This window comes from Achromobacter sp. Marseille-Q0513 (assembly GCF_018195695.1).
GTDB lineage: Bacteria > Pseudomonadota > Gammaproteobacteria > Burkholderiales > Burkholderiaceae_B > Achromobacter.
This window is the reverse complement of sequence record NZ_JAGTJY010000151.1, coordinates 1-15,476: the sequence shown is the minus strand read 5'-3', so window position 1 is coordinate 15,476 and position 15,476 is coordinate 1. Positions and strand designations below refer to the sequence as shown.

General features: G+C 67.8%; 14 protein-coding genes. 5 read left to right on the top strand and 9 right to left on the bottom strand.

The window, feature by feature from the left end; genetic code table 11:
- Positions 1–55: 55 nt before the first annotated feature.
- A complete protein-coding gene (locus tag KDH83_RS23560; RefSeq protein ID WP_212320379.1) occupies positions 56–991 on the bottom strand; it encodes a 4-hydroxy-tetrahydrodipicolinate synthase in 936 nt (311 codons plus the stop codon).
- Between the two features lie 232 nt (positions 992–1,223).
- On the opposite strand from KDH83_RS23560, the gene KDH83_RS23555 reads away from it, so the two are divergent.
- From KDH83_RS23555 to ftsB, 5 genes are all read left to right on the top strand, one after another.
- Complete coding sequence (locus tag KDH83_RS23555; protein WP_212320377.1) at positions 1,224–3,530, top strand: molybdopterin-dependent oxidoreductase; 2,307 nt, start codon at positions 1,224–1,226, stop codon at positions 3,528–3,530.
- A 180-nt stretch (positions 3,531–3,710) separates the two neighbouring features.
- Positions 3,711–5,366: a CTP synthase gene (locus KDH83_RS23550; protein WP_212320375.1), complete on the top strand. Its 1,656-nt coding sequence runs from the start codon at positions 3,711–3,713 to the stop codon at positions 5,364–5,366.
- A gap of 97 nt (positions 5,367–5,463) precedes the next feature.
- On the top strand, positions 5,464–5,748 hold the full coding sequence (locus tag KDH83_RS23545) for a DUF1330 domain-containing protein (RefSeq protein ID WP_212320373.1): 285 nt from the start codon (positions 5,464–5,466) through the stop codon (positions 5,746–5,748).
- Between the two features lie 4 nt (positions 5,749–5,752).
- A complete protein-coding gene (gene eno, locus KDH83_RS23540; RefSeq protein WP_006393534.1) occupies positions 5,753–7,039 on the top strand; it encodes a phosphopyruvate hydratase in 1,287 nt (428 codons plus the stop codon).
- 70 nt (positions 7,040–7,109) lie between these two features.
- A complete protein-coding gene (ftsB, locus tag KDH83_RS23535) occupies positions 7,110–7,547 on the top strand; it encodes a cell division protein FtsB (protein WP_212320371.1) in 438 nt (145 codons plus the stop codon).
- 78 nt (positions 7,548–7,625) lie between these two features.
- Here ftsB and KDH83_RS23530 read toward each other — a convergent pair whose 3' ends face one another.
- The 8 genes from KDH83_RS23530 to KDH83_RS23495 form a co-directional block, all read right to left on the bottom strand.
- Entirely contained in the window at positions 7,626–8,324 is a 699-nt protein-coding gene (locus tag KDH83_RS23530; protein WP_349291659.1) for a pilus assembly protein, read from the bottom strand.
- 285 nt (positions 8,325–8,609) lie between these two features.
- Entirely contained in the window at positions 8,610–9,539 is a 930-nt protein-coding gene (gene hslO / locus KDH83_RS23525) for an Hsp33 family molecular chaperone HslO (RefSeq protein WP_212320369.1), read from the bottom strand.
- Positions 9,540–9,653: 114 nt separating this feature from the next.
- Positions 9,654–10,175 (bottom strand): gamma carbonic anhydrase family protein, encoded by a 522-nt coding sequence (locus KDH83_RS23520; RefSeq protein ID WP_212320367.1) that lies wholly within the window; start codon positions 10,173–10,175, stop codon positions 9,654–9,656.
- Positions 10,176–10,226: 51 nt separating this feature from the next.
- Positions 10,227–11,900 carry an AMP-binding protein gene (locus tag KDH83_RS23515; protein WP_212320365.1) on the bottom strand — a complete coding sequence of 558 codons (1,674 nt, stop codon included), beginning with the start codon at positions 11,898–11,900 and terminating at the stop codon, positions 10,227–10,229.
- 124 nt (positions 11,901–12,024) lie between these two features.
- The gene (locus KDH83_RS23510; RefSeq protein ID WP_212320363.1) at positions 12,025–12,909 is read right to left on the bottom strand and encodes a UDP-2,3-diacylglucosamine diphosphatase; all 885 of its coding nucleotides are present in this window, start codon (positions 12,907–12,909) and stop codon (positions 12,025–12,027) included.
- A gap of 266 nt (positions 12,910–13,175) precedes the next feature.
- Positions 13,176–13,898, bottom strand: coding sequence for a site-2 protease family protein (locus KDH83_RS23505; RefSeq protein ID WP_212320361.1), 723 nt, complete (start codon positions 13,896–13,898; stop codon positions 13,176–13,178).
- Between the two features lie 10 nt (positions 13,899–13,908).
- Positions 13,909–14,820: a DUF2167 domain-containing protein gene (locus KDH83_RS23500; RefSeq protein WP_212320359.1), complete on the bottom strand. Its 912-nt coding sequence runs from the start codon at positions 14,818–14,820 to the stop codon at positions 13,909–13,911.
- A 109-nt stretch (positions 14,821–14,929) separates the two neighbouring features.
- Positions 14,930–15,476, bottom strand: a 547-nt coding sequence (locus KDH83_RS23495) for an RDD family protein (RefSeq protein ID WP_349291658.1), incomplete at its 5' end; no start/stop codon positions are given.

The window sequence follows — 15,476 nt, the reverse complement described above, 5'->3', positions numbered from 1 at the left end:
ATTCGGGTTCGAGCCGGCGGCCTCGCCGCCGCCGGTCGGGCTCAGGCGGCCGGGATCAGGCCGCCTTCAGCTGGGCCGAGCTGAAACCGTACTTGGCGTCCAGACCCAGCTCGCGCACGATGCGCAGGCCCTTGGCCAGCGCCTCGCCTTCCAGGCCGCGCAGCGGGCGGCGCAGGTCGCCCACGGGCAGGCCCACGGCCTTCATCAGCGACTTGATAGCCACCGGGTTGATGGCCGAATACGAGTAGTGCAGCATCGGCAGCAGGCCCAGATAGCCTTCGCGGAAGCTCACCGACACGTCCGGCGTGTCCCAGGGGCGCGAGATCGTGGCCATCTCGGCCGGCGCGATGTTGCCGGTCATGTTGGCGGTGCCGTGGCCGCCCAGGCTCATGGTGGGGACCACCAGGCCCAGGTTGGGCGAGTCGCAGCACATCACCGACACGTCGGGACGGCCGCGCAGCACCTGCGCCACCTGCCCGACGCGGGTGGTGGATTCCTTGTGCACCACGTAGTTCGGGTGCTTGAAGATGCGCAGCAGCTGGTCCCAGTGCAGGTCGCTCTTGACCCGCGGCGGGTTGTTGTAGATGCCCAGCGGCAGGTCGGTGGCGTCGGCCACTTCGAGGAAGTAGGCCTCGGTGTCGGCCTCGGAAGCGCAGATGTAGGCGGGCGCGGCCAGGATGGCGCCGTCGGCGCCGTTCTCGCGCGCGAACTTCAGGTAGTCGATGGTGGTGTCGGTGTTGTTGCCGGTGCAGCCGTAGAACAGCTGCATCTTGCCGGTCTTCATCTTGGCGGTCTCGACGATGACCTGCCTGCGTTCTTCGGGCGACAGCAGCGAGACTTCGCCGGTGGAACCCATGATCAGGACGGCGGCGGTGCCGTGGTCTTCCTGGAACTTCAAAAGGCTGCGAAAGGCGCTGAAATCGACGCTGCCGTCCCGGTTGAAGGGCGTGACGATGGCGACGAAGGACCCCTGGATTTTGTTTTTGCTCATGACCTACTCCAACAAATTGGACTGCCTTATGAGTCAGGTGCCGCGCGGTCGGTGCTGACGCCTGACCATTCCCCTTGCTGCTTTCGCAGTATAGAAAGACCGGTCCCGAAAAATTTTCTATTTTCCACAGTTCAGAGACGGCCTAAAGACAATTATTTTCTAAGTTGATGCTGCTAAGTTATGAGAATTTCCCCAACAATACGGCTTTTGTTGCAGCCGCCGGGAGGATTCCATGGCCGACACGATCTCCCGTTTCTCCACCCTGTCGCATTGGGGCGCCTATACGGCGGTGGTGCAGGGCGGCCGGCTCGCGAGCTGCGAGCCCTTCGCCCATGACCGGGCCCCGTCCCCGCTTATTCATGCGATGCCCGACCTGGTCCATTCGCCGCTGCGGGTGGCGCGGCCCAGCGTGCGCGCCAGCTGGCTCAGGCATCGCGGCGCGCCGGAGCTGCGGGGCGTCGAGGGCTACGTCGAGGTCGAATGGGACGTGGCGCTGCGGCTGGTGCATGGAGAATTGCAGCGCGTGCGCGCCGAGCATGGTCCGACCGCGATCTTTGGCGGCTCCTATGGCTGGTCCTCGGCCGGCCGGCTGCATCACGCGCGCACGCTGACGCATCGTTTTCTCTATGCCGGCGGCGGCTGCGTGGACCAGGCCGGCAATTACAGCTGGGGCGCGGCGCAGTTCCTGTTGCCGCACATCATCGGCACCTACGCGCCGGTGACGGGCCGCGTCACCGACTGGAACAGCGTGGTGGGCAATACGCGGCTGCTGATCGCCTTTGGCGGCATCGCGCTGCGCAACACGCAGATCACGTCGGGCGGCGCCGGCGACCATCCCACGCCCGGCTGGCTGACACGGGCGCGCGCGGCGGGCATGCGGACGGTGATCGTGAGCCCGTCGCGCGGCGACGCGCCCGAGGCGCTGGATGCCGAATGGGTGCCCATCCGCCCCAATACCGACGCGGCCCTGATGCTGGGCATGGCGCACACGCTGTTGTCCGAGGGCCTGCACGACGCGGATTTCGTGGCGCGCTGCTGCAACGGCTTCGAGACCTACGCCGACTATGTGCTGGGCCGCGCCGGCGGCCAGGCCCGCACGCCGGAATGGGCGGAGGGCGTCTGCGGCGTGCCGGCGGCCACCATCCGCCGGCTGGCGCGCGAGGCGGCCGGCTGCCGCACGCTGCTGACCTGCGCGTGGTCCTTGCAGCGCAGCCATCGCGGCGAGCAACCGTACTGGGGCAGCGTGGCGCTGGCCGCGCTGCTGGGCCAGATCGGCCTGCCCGGCGGCGGCTTCGCCTTCGGTCATGGCTCGATGAACGGCGCCGGCAATCCCCGGCCCGACCTGCCCGCGCCGGAAATGCGCGCGGGCCGCAATCCGGCAGCCGCCTCGATTCCCGTGGCGCGCATGGCCGACATGCTGCTGCATCCCGGCCAGTCCTATGAATTCAACGGCCGCGGCGGCGTCTATCCAGACATCCGGCTGGTGTACTGGGCCGGCGGCAACCCCTTCCATCACCACCAGGACCTGAACCGGCTGGCGCGGGCCTGGACGCGGCCCGAGACCATCATCGTGCACGAGCCCTGGTGGACGCCGACCGCGCGCCGCGCCGACATCGTGCTGCCGGCCACCACCACGCTGGAGCGCAACGACGTGGGCGGATCGTCTCGCGACCGTTACATCCTGGCGATGCGCCAGGCGCTGGCGCCCGTCGGCCACAGCCGCAACGACTTCGACATCTACCGCGAGCTGGCGGCGATGGCGGGCTTCGAGCAGACCTACACCGAAGGCCGTGACGAGATGGCCTGGATCCGCCATATCTACGAACAGATGCGGCCGGCCTGGGAGGCGCAGCAGCTGACGCTGCCGGATTTCGACGCCTTCTGGGAGCTGGGCCACGTGGCGCTGCCCGAACCGCCGCGCGACTTCGTGCTGTTCGAGCAGTTCCGCGCCGACCCCCAGGCGCATCCGCTCAAGACCGCCTCGGGCAAGCTGGAGCTGTACAGCGAGGCGCTGGCCGGCTTCGGCTACGCCGATTGCCCGCCGCATCCGGCCTGGCTGGCGCCGGCGGAATGGCTGGGCGGCCTCGGCGCCCGCGAGTGGCCGCTGCATCTGGTGACCTGCCAGCCGGCGGGCCGGCTGCATTCGCAGCTGGACCAGTCGAACGCCGCGCGTCAGGCCGAGATCGCCGGGCGCGAACCGGTGCGCATGCATCCGGCCGACGCCGCCGCGCGCGGCATCGGCCAGGGCGACGTGGTGCGCCTGTACAACGAACGCGGCGCCTGCCTGGGCGGGGCCGATCTGGACGAGGGCGTGGCGCGCGGCGTGGTGGTCATGGCCACGGGCGCCTGGTTCGATCCGCGCGACGCGGCGCTGGAGCGCCACGGCAATCCGAACGTGCTGACCCGGGACGAGGGCACCTCGCGGCTGGCGCAGGGCTGCAGCGCGCTGTCGGCGCTGGTGCAGGCGGAAAAGTGGGCCGGCGGGCCGGAGCCGGTGCGGGTGTTCGAGCCGCCGGCGCTGGAGCGCCTGGCGGGCTGAACCTGGCGGGCGGCCGCCCCGCCGGGGGCAAAATGGGGGCGATCGGTCCGCAAGCCGCGTCCCGCCTGGGCGCTGCCAAATGTTACGCCTGGCGGCTAAGGGGAAACCCAAACTCGCCGCGCCTCCCGGCTATAATCCAAATTTCCCGCACGCGCCCGCTCGTCCCGGGCGCTCATTACGATGACCAAATACGTATTTGTCACCGGCGGAGTGGTGTCTTCCCTGGGCAAGGGCATCGCCGCCGCGTCGCTTGCAGCCATCCTCGAGTCGCGTGGTCTGCAGGTCACCATGCTCAAGCTCGACCCCTACATCAACGTCGATCCGGGCACCATGAGCCCGTTCCAGCACGGCGAAGTGTTCGTCACCGAAGACGGCGCCGAGACCGACCTGGACCTGGGGCACTACGAGCGCTTCGTTTCCGCCCGCATGCACAAGGTGAACAACTTCACCACCGGGCAGATCTACGAATCGGTGCTGCGCAAGGAGCGTCGTGGCGACTACCTGGGCAAGACCGTCCAGGTCATTCCGCACATCACCAATGAAATCCAGGACTTCATCGCCCGTGGCGCCGATGCCGCCTGGAATGGCAACACCGATGTGGCCATCGTCGAGATCGGCGGCACCGTGGGCGACATCGAGTCGCTGCCGTTCCTGGAAGCCGCCCGCCAGATGAGCCTGCGCATGGGCCGCAACAACGCCGCCTTCGTGCACCTGACGCTGGTGCCGTTCATCGCGTCCGCCGGCGAGCTCAAGACCAAGCCGACCCAGCACTCGGTGCAGAAGCTGCGCGAAATCGGCATCTACCCGAACGCGCTGCTGTGCCGCGCCGACCGCCCGATCCCGGACGACGAGCGCGCCAAGATCTCGATGTTCTCGAACGTGCCCCTGGACGCGGTGATTTCGGTCTGGGACGCCGATTCCATCTACAAGATCCCCGCCATGCTGCACAAGCAGGGCGTGGACAACATCGTCTGCGAAGCGCTGGGCCTGAACCCGCCGCCGGCCGACCTGTCCATGTGGGACAACCTGGTCGAGGCGCTGGAGCATCCGCAGCACCAGCTCACCATCGGCATGGTCGGCAAGTACGTCGACCTGACCGAGTCGTACAAGTCGCTGACCGAAGCCCTGGTGCACGCCGGCATCCACACGCGCTCGAAGATCAACATCGAGTACATCGACTCGGAAGACATCGAGACCCGCGGCACCGACCAGCTCAAGCACCTGGACGCCATCCTGGTGCCGGGCGGCTTCGGCAAGCGAGGCACCGAGGGCAAGATCGCCGCCATCCGCTACGCCCGCGAGAACGGCGTGCCCTACCTGGGCATCTGCCTGGGCATGCAGCTGGCCGTGATCGAGTTCGCGCGCCACGTGGCCGGCCTGGGCGGCGCCAACAGCACCGAGTTCGATCCGTCCGCGCCGCATCCCGTGGTGGCCCTGATCACCGAGTGGATGGACCGCGAAGGCAAGGTCGAGAAGCGCGACAACTCGTCCGACCTGGGCGGCACGATGCGCAAGGGCGCGCAGCGCGTGCCCATCAAGTCGGGCACCCGCGCCCAGAGCATCTACGGCGACGAGGTCAACGAGCGCCACCGTCACCGCTACGAGGTGAACAACGTCTACGTGCCGCGCCTGGAAGAGGCCGGCATGGTGATCAGCGCGCGCACCCCGAGCGAGAACCTGCCGGAAATCATGGAACTGCCCGACCACCCCTGGTTCGTCGGCGTGCAGTTCCACCCGGAGTTCACGTCCACGCCGCGCGACGGCCACCCGCTGTTCTCCAGCTATATCCGCGCCGCCATCGAGCACAAGGCTCGCCGCGGCGGGCAGGACGCCTGATGCGGTTCCGCGGCCCGGCCTCGCGCTTGCGCACGGCCAGGGCCGCGGGCAATTTCGCCGGCGCCCTTCATCCACGCAACCGCTCACAAGGAGCCCCATGAGTGCCTATCTGATCGCCGATGTCTCAGTGACCAAGCCTGCGCAATACGAGGATTACAAGCGTCTGTCCACGCTCGCGATGCGGGCCTACGACGCCAAGATCCTGGTGCGCGGCGGCGACTCCAAGGTGCTCGAGGGGCGTGAGCCCGGCCGCACGGTCGTCATGGAGTTTCCCTCCATGGGCGCCGCGCAGGCCTTCTACGACTCCTGGCAGTACCGCCGGGCCCGCAATGCCCGCGAAGGCGCGGCCGTCATGAATATGTTTATCGTTCAGGGAATGTAAAGTCATGAGTGCAATCGTCGACATCATCGGCCGCGAAATCCTCGATTCGCGCGGCAACCCCACCGTGGAATGCGATGTGCTGCTGGAATCCGGCGCCATGGGCCGCGCGGCCGTGCCGTCGGGCGCGTCCACCGGCGCCCGCGAAGCCATCGAGCTGCGCGACGGCGACAAGAGCCGCTACCTGGGCAAGGGCGTGCTGCGCGCCGTCGAGAACCTCAACACCGAGATCTCCGAAGCGCTGATGGGCCTGGACGCGCAGGAGCAGACCTTCGTCGATCGCACCCTGATCGAGCTGGACGGCACTGAGTCCAAGGAACGCCTGGGCGCCAACGCGCTGCTGGCCGCCTCGATGGCCGTGGCCCGCGCCGCCGCCGACGAGTCCGGCCTGTCGCTGTACCGCTACTTCGGCGGCAGCGGCCCCATGAGCATGCCCGTGCCGATGATGAACGTCATCAACGGCGGCGCGCACGCCAACAACACGCTGGACCTGCAGGAACTGATGATCCTGCCGGTGGGCGCGGGCAGCTTCCGTGAAGCCCTGCGCTGGGGCGCCGAAGTCTTCCACATGCTCAAGAAGCTGATCCATGGTCAGGGCATGTCCACCGCCGTGGGCGACGAGGGCGGTTTCGCCCCCAACGTGGCCAGCCACGAAGCCGCGATCCAGCTGATCCTGAAGGCCATCACCGAAGCCGGCTACGAGCCGGGTACGCAGATCGCCCTGGGCCTGGACTGCGCCAGCTCCGAGTTCTACCGCGACGGCAAGTACACGCTGGCCGGCGAAGGCGGCATCTCGCTGTCCTCGCAGGAATTCACCAACCTGCTGGCGACCTGGTGCGACAAGTACCCGATCATCTCGATCGAGGACGGCATGGCCGAAAACGACTGGGACGGCTGGAAGCTCCTGACCGACCAGCTCGGCAAGAAGGTGCAGCTGGTGGGCGACGACCTGTTCGTCACCAACACCAAGATCCTGCGCGAAGGCATCCAGAAGGGCGTGGCCAACTCGATCCTCATCAAGATCAACCAGATCGGCACCCTGACCGAGACCTTCGCCGCCATCGAAATGGCCAAGCGCGCCGGCTACACCGCCGTCGTGTCGCACCGTTCGGGCGAAACCGAGGATTCCACCATCGCCGACATCGCGGTGGCCACCAACGCCATGCAGATCAAGACCGGTTCGCTGTCGCGTTCCGACCGCATGGCCAAGTACAACCAGCTGCTGCGCATCGAGGAAGAGCTGGCTGAAGTGGCCTCCTACCCTGGCCTGGAAGCTTTCTACAACTTGCGCTAAGGTAGGCGCGGCGGCCGGCGCGCAGCGCCAGGCCGCCGCCGTATGACACGACTGCTGAGGGTTCCTGCGTATGCGCCTGCTGTTCCTGGTGCTGTTCGTGCTGCTAGGCCTGATCCAATACCCGTTGTGGATGGGTAAGGGCGGCTGGTTCAAGGTCTGGGATCTGCAACGCCAGGTGGCGGCGCAGAAAGAGACCAACGAAGGCCTGCGCGCGCGCAATGCGGCGCTGGAAGCCGAAGTGCACGACCTGGATGGGGGCTCTGGCGCCGTCGAGGAACGTGCGCGCGGTGAGCTGGGCATGATGCGGGAAGGCGAGGTCTTCGTGCACATCCTGCCGCAGAACGCCACGCCGCCGGCAGGCGGCGCATCGCTGGCCACCGAGGCGGTCGCCAAGCCCGCCGCCACGCCGGCCCGCGCCGGCACGGGCACGTCCGCCAGACCTGCCGCCAGCAACAACCCGCAGCCGGGCCGGCCCGCTGGCCAGTCGAGCGCAGGCGCGCGGCACTGATTCCGTTCATACAGCGGTTCCGGTTCCTTCCTTTCCAGTGGTTCCGGCCAGGGTAATCCCGTCCGCTGAGGCCCGCCTTCAACCGCAATCGCGTTTGCGGCATATTCCGGGCACCATGCCCTCGGGCCATGGCCGCAAGCGCGACCAGTCGGCCGGATGCGAGTGCATCTCCATTTCCAGTTCCACCACGATCGGCAGCAGGCCGCGCGCCAGCGCCTGGCCGGCGTAGCTGCGCGGGTCGTCGTCGGTCGGGGCCCGGGTGAAGAGCGCGCCCTGGCGGACCGGCGGCGTCTGCGCGCCGCGCGCCAGCGCGCCCAGCAGCGCCCGCAGCGGCGCGGACAGCGGCTTGTGCAGATAGGTCAGCCGCAAGGACAGCGTATTGGCCTGGAAGATGTCGATCGCCTGGCCAGGCGGACGGCGCGCGTGCTGCAGGTCCTGGTAGTCGTTGTCGATGGCTGGCAGGCCGGGCGCCGGGGCGATCCGCAGTCCGGGCCTGGCGTGCAGGCGGAAGGCCTGGGCGTCGGGGCGCAGCACTTCGATGCGCCACGGATGCGCGCCCGCCAGCAGCGCCGCCTCGCGCAGGGCGCGCGCCTGCCGCGCTGCGTCGCCGCCATGCAGCGGCCGTAGCGCCTGGACGAATGCAGCTTTCATCCGCGCCGGTTCGGCATGCGACACCGCGCCCGCGCGGGCCGCTTCCATCAGCGCTAGCTGGACGGCCTGGCGCACCGTTTGCCACGCTGCGGCTTCGGCGGCCAGCAGGGCGGCGGGCAGCAGCACGGTTGCCGCCAGGGTGAATTCCAGGAGCGCGGTGCCGTGTTGCGGGCGGCCTGGGCGGGGCGGCGCGCGCAGGCTTGGCGAGGTCGGGCAAGCGTGCCGGGCCGGCTTGGCAGGCCTGACGGGCGCGCCTGGTGTCGCGGGCGGAGCCGGCCGAACGGCGGAAAAAGAAAAGGCGGTCATGGCTGCGCAGTCTGGCGCGGGCATGACCGCCTGTCGATTGGGACAAGCCGGCGTGACGCGATGATCACGCCAGGAATGGCCGGCCGCGACGGGCCGGCGCGGCGTTCAGTGGACGGTGGGCGACTCGTTGTCGGCGGCGGGCGTGGCCGGCGTGAACAGGGCGGCGCAGTCCACGGCGTCGAAGCGATACGGCTTGCCGCAGAAATCGCAGGTCACGTCGACCTGGCCGTGCTCGGCCACGATGTCCTGCACTTCGGCTTCGCCCAGCGAGCGCAGCATGTTGGCCACGCGCTCGCGGGTGCAGGGACAGTGCCAGCTGACCGGCAGGGGATCGAACGCCACCAGCGTTTCTTCCCAGTACAGGCGATGGATCAGCGTGTCGATCTCGACCTGCAGCAGTTCGTCGCGCTTGAGCGTGGCGGCCAGCGTGCCGGCGCGTTCCCAGGTCTCGGCGGCGGCCTGCTCGCTCAGCAGCGGCGCCTGTTCGCCGCCATGCACCGGCAGGCGCTGGATCAGCAGGCCGGCGGCGTGCACGTCGTCGGCGGCCAGCCAGAGCTGGGTGTCCAGCTGCTCGGAGGCCTTCATGTAGTGCTGCAGCGCCTCGGCCACGGTGTCGCCTTCCAGCGGCACGATGCCCTGGTAGGCCTGCTGGCCAGGCGCCTTGCGCTGCGGATCCAGCACCACGATGAAGCGGCCGTTGCCGCCGGGGTTGAGCAGGCTCTGCATGTTGCCGTCGGCCGGCACGTCATGGCCTTCGCGCATCTTGACGGTGGCGCGCAGGCTCAGGTCGGAGCGGCATTCCACCACCAGCAGCGCGATCGGGCCGTCGCCCTGGATCTGCAGCACCAGCGAGCCGTCGAACTTGATGTTGGCGGCCAGCAGCGTGGACGCGGCCACCAGTTCGCCCAGCAGGTGGGTGATGGCGGGCGGGTATTCGTGATTGGCGCGGACGGCCTTCCAGGTGTCGGTCAGGCGCACGGCCTGGACGCGCACGCTGCGGTCTTCGAAGAGATATTTTTTGAGCTGATCGGTCATGGTGGAATGTTAGCCGATCGGGCAGCCGAAAGGCCCTGCCGGCGGCAGGGGCGGGGCGGGTTCCTGGAGGCGGATTCCGGCGTCCGCGGGGGCGCCGGAGACTGGTTCAGGGGCTCAGCCGATCCGCTTGAGCGCGGTCCGGTAGTGTTGGCCGCGCGCCACGTAGTGGGCGGTGTTCTTGTGCAGCCCCGCGATTTCCTCGGGGGACAGTTCGCGGACGATCTTGCCGATGCCGATGACCAGCGAATTGTCGGGAATGACCCGGTCCTCGGGGATGATTGCGCCAGCGCCGATCAGGCAGTTGCGGCCGATCACGGCGTTGTTCAGCACGATGGCCTGCATGCCGACCAGCGCGCCTTCGTGGATGGTACAGCCGTGCAGCATGGCCTGGTGGCCCACGGTGACGTTTGGCCCGATCTCCATGGGACAGCCGTCGTCCACGTGCAGCACGCTGCCTTCCTGGATATTGGTGCCCCGGCGGATCAGGATGGCGTCGTTGTCGCCCCGGATGGAGACGTGCGACCAGATGCTGACGCCGGCCTCCAGCGTCACGTTGCCGATGATGTCGGCGCTATCGGCCACATAGGCCGAGGGGTCGATGCGGGGAATCAGGTCGTCGAGCTGGTACAGCGGCATGCCAGGAAGTCTCCGGAGACGGCGCGGGGTTCAGGAATCGAGGCGGCCGCGCTAGGCCGCGCCCTTGGCGGCCGCCAGGGCCCGATCCGCCTCGCGCTGGCGCAGCAGGCGGCGCAGGATCTTGCCGGTGGTGGTCATGGGCAGTTCGTCGACGAACTCGATTTCCTTGGGGTACTCATACGGCGCCAGGCGCTCACGCACGTGTTCCTGCAGGTTCTCGATGATGTCCTGGCGGTCGCGCTGGGCGAATTCGGGGGTCAGCACTACATAGGCCTTCACCACGGCGCCACGCTCGGGATCGGGCTTGGGCACGACGGCCGCGTTGGCCACGGCCGGATGGCCGAGCAGGCAGCTTTCGATCTCGCCCGGGCCGATGCGGTAGCCGGCCGACTTGAACACGTCGTCCGCGCGGCCGGCGTACCAGAGGTAGCCGTCGGCATCGATGCTGGCCAGATCGCCGGTCAGGCACCAGTCGCCCTTGAACTTGGCCTGCGTGGCGGCCTCGTTGCGCCAGTAGCCCAGGAACAGCACCGGATCGGGATAGCCGTGTATGTCCAGCCGGTTGAGCGCGACCTCGCCGACTTCGCCGGTGGGGGCGGGTTCGCCGTGCTCGTCCAGCACGGCCACGCGGTGGCCGGGGTAGGGCCGGCCCATGCTGCCGGCCTTGGCGGGCCAGCGCTTGTTGCTGTTGCCCACAAGGTAGTTCATCTCGGTCTGGCCGAACATCTCGTTGGGCGTGATGCCCAGCGCCTTCTCGCACCAGCCGAACACCGTCTCGCCCACGCTTTCGCCGGCGCTCATGATGGCGCGCAGTGCCAACTGATAGTGGCTGCGCGGGTCCGGCACCGCCTTCATCATCATCTTCAGGGCGGTCGGGAACAGGAAGGTGTTGGTGACCTGGTAGCGCTCCATCAGCTCGAAGGCGCGCTCGGCCGAGAAGCGGCCGCGGGTGCCGACGATGGGATGGCCGAAATAGAGGGTGGGCAGCAGCGCGTCCATCATGCCGCCGGTCCAGGCCCAGTCCGCCGGCGACCAGAAGACGTCGGCGGCCTTGGGGAACCAGTCCTGCGAGGCGACGAAGCCGGGCAGGTTGCCGATCAGCGCACTGTGCGGCAGCAGGGCGCCCTTGGGCGCGCCGGTGGTGCCGGAGGTATAGAGCAGGATGGCCGGGTCCGACGAGCGGGTCGGAACGGGCTTGAATTCGGAAGGCTGGCGGGCCAGCAGGCTGCGCCAGGGCAGCACGCGCTCGTCGGCGAAACCGATGCCGATGATCTGTTGCAGGGCGGGGCAGTGGTCGCTGACGGCCAGCAGATTGGCGCTGGAGGCGTGGTCGACGATGGCGACGCGGGTTTCGGAGTCGCGCAGCCGGGTCTCCAGGGCCTCGGGGCCGAACAGCGCCGACAGGGGCAGCACCACCGCGCCGACGCTGTAGATTGCCATGTGGGCCACGACGGTTTCAGGTCGTTGCCCTAATACAACACCGACCCGGTCGCCGCGATTCACGCCCATCTTGATCAGGCCATTGGCCAGCTGATTGGCGGCTTCGGCCAGGCGGGCATAGGTCCAGACCTCGCGATTGCCCGCTTCATCCTCGTAGTAGATGGCGATGCGCCGCGCATCCGGACTGCTGGATGCCCAGCGGTGGCAGCACGCTTCCGCGATGTTGAACTGGGTAGGCACCAGCCAGCGGAAAGTTTGGTAGAGCGCCTGATATTGGTCGTTCATGGCCCTATGTTGTGAGCATGTTGCAGCGTGAACGGGCCGCTCGCCCGTTGCCCAACTGCAAGCATGACCTAGAGGGGCGTGAACTGCAACATCCCCGTTGCGTAACGGGGACGTATAAGGGTTATCACGGGTGTTTGCCCTGGCGGCGCAGCGCCGACGGCAGCGCCGGCAGCGATAGCGAGCGCGGCTTGCGGCTGGACGGATCGGTCTGGCGCCCGGCCTGGTGCTCGGCCTGGATGGCGGCCCAGTCCAACAGCTGCAGCTGGCCGTCATGGGTTTCCGCCAGCGCCGACAGGCTTTCCACCCAGTCGCCGTCGTTGCAGTACAGGATGCCGCCCACGTCGCGCAGCTCGGCCTTGTGGATGTGTCCGCAGACTACGCCGTCCAGGCCGCGCCGGCGCGCCTCGCCGGCCAGCGCTTCCTCGAAGTCGGTGATGAAGGACACGGCGTTCTTGACCTTGTGCTTCAGGTACTGGGACAGCGACCAATAGTGCAGCCCCATGCGGTGGCGCAGCCGGTTGAAGTGATGGTTGAGCCACAGCGCCAGCTGGTACAGCCCGTCGCCAAGGTGCGCCAGCCAGCGGCTGTGCTGGATCACGCCGTCGAACTGGTCGCCATGCAGCACCAGCAGGCGCAGGCCCTTGGCCGTCACGTGCACGTCTTCGTCCAGGATCTCGATGTCGCCGAAGGCGAAACCGCAGAACTCGCGGGCGAATTCGTCATGGTTGCCGGGGATGAATACCACGCGGGTGCCGTTGCGGGCCTTGCGCAGGATGCGCTGGATCACGTCATTGTGCGCGCGCGGCCAGTGCCAGTGCTTGCGCAACTGCCAGCCGTCGACGATGTCCCCCACCAGATAAAGGGTGTCGGAATCGTTGTGCTCCAGGAAATCGAGCAGGAATTCCGCCTTGCACCCGGCAGTGCCCAGGTGAATATCGGAAATCCAGAGAGCACGCCAGTGGGCGGGGCGGATTTCGTTCACGGTTGCTTCCATGGGGGCTGTCGTCATGCCTCAAGATGAAACCATCGGGCGATGACGGCGCCATGAAAAATCCGTGACGGTGTTGTGACGATTGCAACGCGGGCGCTGCAACACTTGTCGTGGGAACGGGCCTAGTGTGCAGTCCCGCAGATACGCCCGCACGAAATCCACCCCTAGCCGCCATGGCGTCGTTGCAAATCCTCGTGATACCTACGGGTATCACTGCGGTTTGCGCCTAGCCCTGACGTCTATGGATGAATTTCGTCATGCGGACGTACCTACGGGACAGCACACTAGCGCAGTCCCGCGAGCATTTCGTGCACGTCGTGCGCCATGACCGCCAGCAGCCCCACCAGCGCCAGGTAGGCGCTGCCGTAGGCGAGCTTGTTTTCCAGCGTGGTGCCGTAATAAGCCTGGTTTTCCGGCAGGGTCGGGTCGTACTTGAAGGCGCGCACCACGTTCGGGAAGGCGAGCACGGCGACCAGGATCAGCATGGGGCTGGGCCGCCAGAAGAACAGCGCCACCAGCACCGGCACGCCCGCCAGCCACACGCGCGGCGACAGCACGGCCGTGATGCGGCCGCCGTCGAACGGCGACAGCGGGATCAGGTTGAAGAGATTGATGAAGAAGCCGGCGTAGGACAGCGCCAGCAGCAGGTCGCTGCCCGTGTCGCGCGCGGCGAAGTAGCAGGCCAGCGAGGCCAGCGTGCCCGCGAAGGGCCCGCCCAGCCCCACATAGGCCTCGGTGTCGGCGTTCAGCGGCTGGTCCTTCAGCTGGATCCAGGCGCCCACGAAAGGAATGAAGACGGGCGCGCCCACGTCCAGGCCGCGCTGGCGCGCCGCCACGTAGTGGCCCAGCTCGTGCACCAGGAGGAGCAGCACGAAGCCGGCGGCGTAGCGCCAGCCGAACACCCAGGCATAGGCCGCCACCGACAGCAGCATGGAGCCGCCGGTGGCGAGCAGCTTGCCGAACTTCAGGTACTTGAAGCCCGACAGCAGCAACAGCAGGACTTTCACCGGCTTGCGATCACTGCTGGCCCGGGCCGGCGGGATCCGCCTTCTTGCGGCGCAGGCGCGACCAGATGCCGCCGCCCAGCGCAGCCACGGCGATGAGGCCGACCTTGGCGAACTTCAGCAGGAAGGCGCCGATGACCGCGAACAGGCCCAGCTTCTTCGCCGCCACGCCGGCCACCAGCGCGGCCAGGCCGTACTCGGCGACCTTGTCGGTCGAGGAGTTGAAGTCGGCGTAGCGCTTGCCTTCGACGTAATCGATATTGTTCAGCAGGGCCAGCACGGCGCCCTTGTCCTTCGGCACCTGGCTTTGCTGCGTGATCAGGTCCAGCGTGATGTAGCCTTCGCGGCCCAGGGCGTAGGTGTTGTAGTTGACCGTCGGGTCGCTCTGCGCGCCGTCGTCCTTGTGCTTGGCGGCCACCGACCACACCAGCCGCTGCGTCTTGCTGTCGTACTTGGGCGCTTCGACCCAGCCGTCGATCAGCAGCTCGGGGAAGCCGCGCTTGACGCGCTCGACGTTGGATTGCTTGGTGCCTTCGCGCAGGCTGTCCAGCAGTTCGCTGACGTTCCAGTTGCGGGCGTCGTCGTCCTTGATGTAGCCGGTCTTCTCGAAGTTGACGGTGATCAGCCAGTCGTCCTCGTCCGCCTTGGGCAGCACCACGCCCAGCAGGCTGGGATCCTTGCCGTTGCCGTAGGCCGCCATCAGGCGGTCGGCCTGCAGGCGCGGCACGAACATCATGTTGTCGGGCAGCTTGAGCACGGCCTGGCCGCCGAGCTTCACTTCGGCGGGGCCTTGCTGGGCGGCGGAAAGCGCGGCCTGCGAGGCGGCTTCGATTTCCTTGCGGGCGTCGGCGTTCTGGGCGTGGGCCCACGGCAGGAAGAACAGGGCGCTGGCGGCCAGCGTCAGGCGGGAGAGTAGGGCGCGCATGGGTAAGGTCCGGTTTTAAATAGGGCCTTATTGTCTTGGCGCGCAGCTTTCAGCTTTCTGAACGCGCCGGTGAGAATCGGCGCTTAAGTTTTCTGATTGAAACTTGGTATTACTTGGCGGCCGTGGCGGCGCCGTTTCCCGGTCGTCCGGGCTTGGCGCGCGGGGGCGCGTTGCGCAGGCGCGTGCCCAGGATCCGGTCATGCAGGAACTGGCCGTCGCGGTCGATCCAGGTCCAGATGAAGATCATGAAGGGGGCGGCGACGATGAACATGTCCATGGACGGCCAGCCCGTGTAGCGGGCCGCCAGCCAGACCAGGGCGGCGCCCGCCAGCACCAGGGGCCAGGCCAGGATGTAGCGCAGCATCAGCAGCGGCACGGAGGGCGGCTGGCCGTCGCGGCCGACCAGCTGGATGTTCCAGGTCTTCATGGGCAGCGTCTGGCCCCGGCGGCGCCAGCACAGCACGAAGTAGGCGCCGATGGCCACGAACAGCCAGGCTTGCCGGAGCGGGCGCAGTTCCAGCGCATTGCGGCTCTGGGTCAGCGTATCCATCAGATAGCCCGCCAGGAACACCACGCCGAACAGCAGCACGGCTTCGTACATCATGCACGCGAACCGGCGCAGCCGGTTGGGGGTCTGGTCGAGGGAGGCGTCGGGC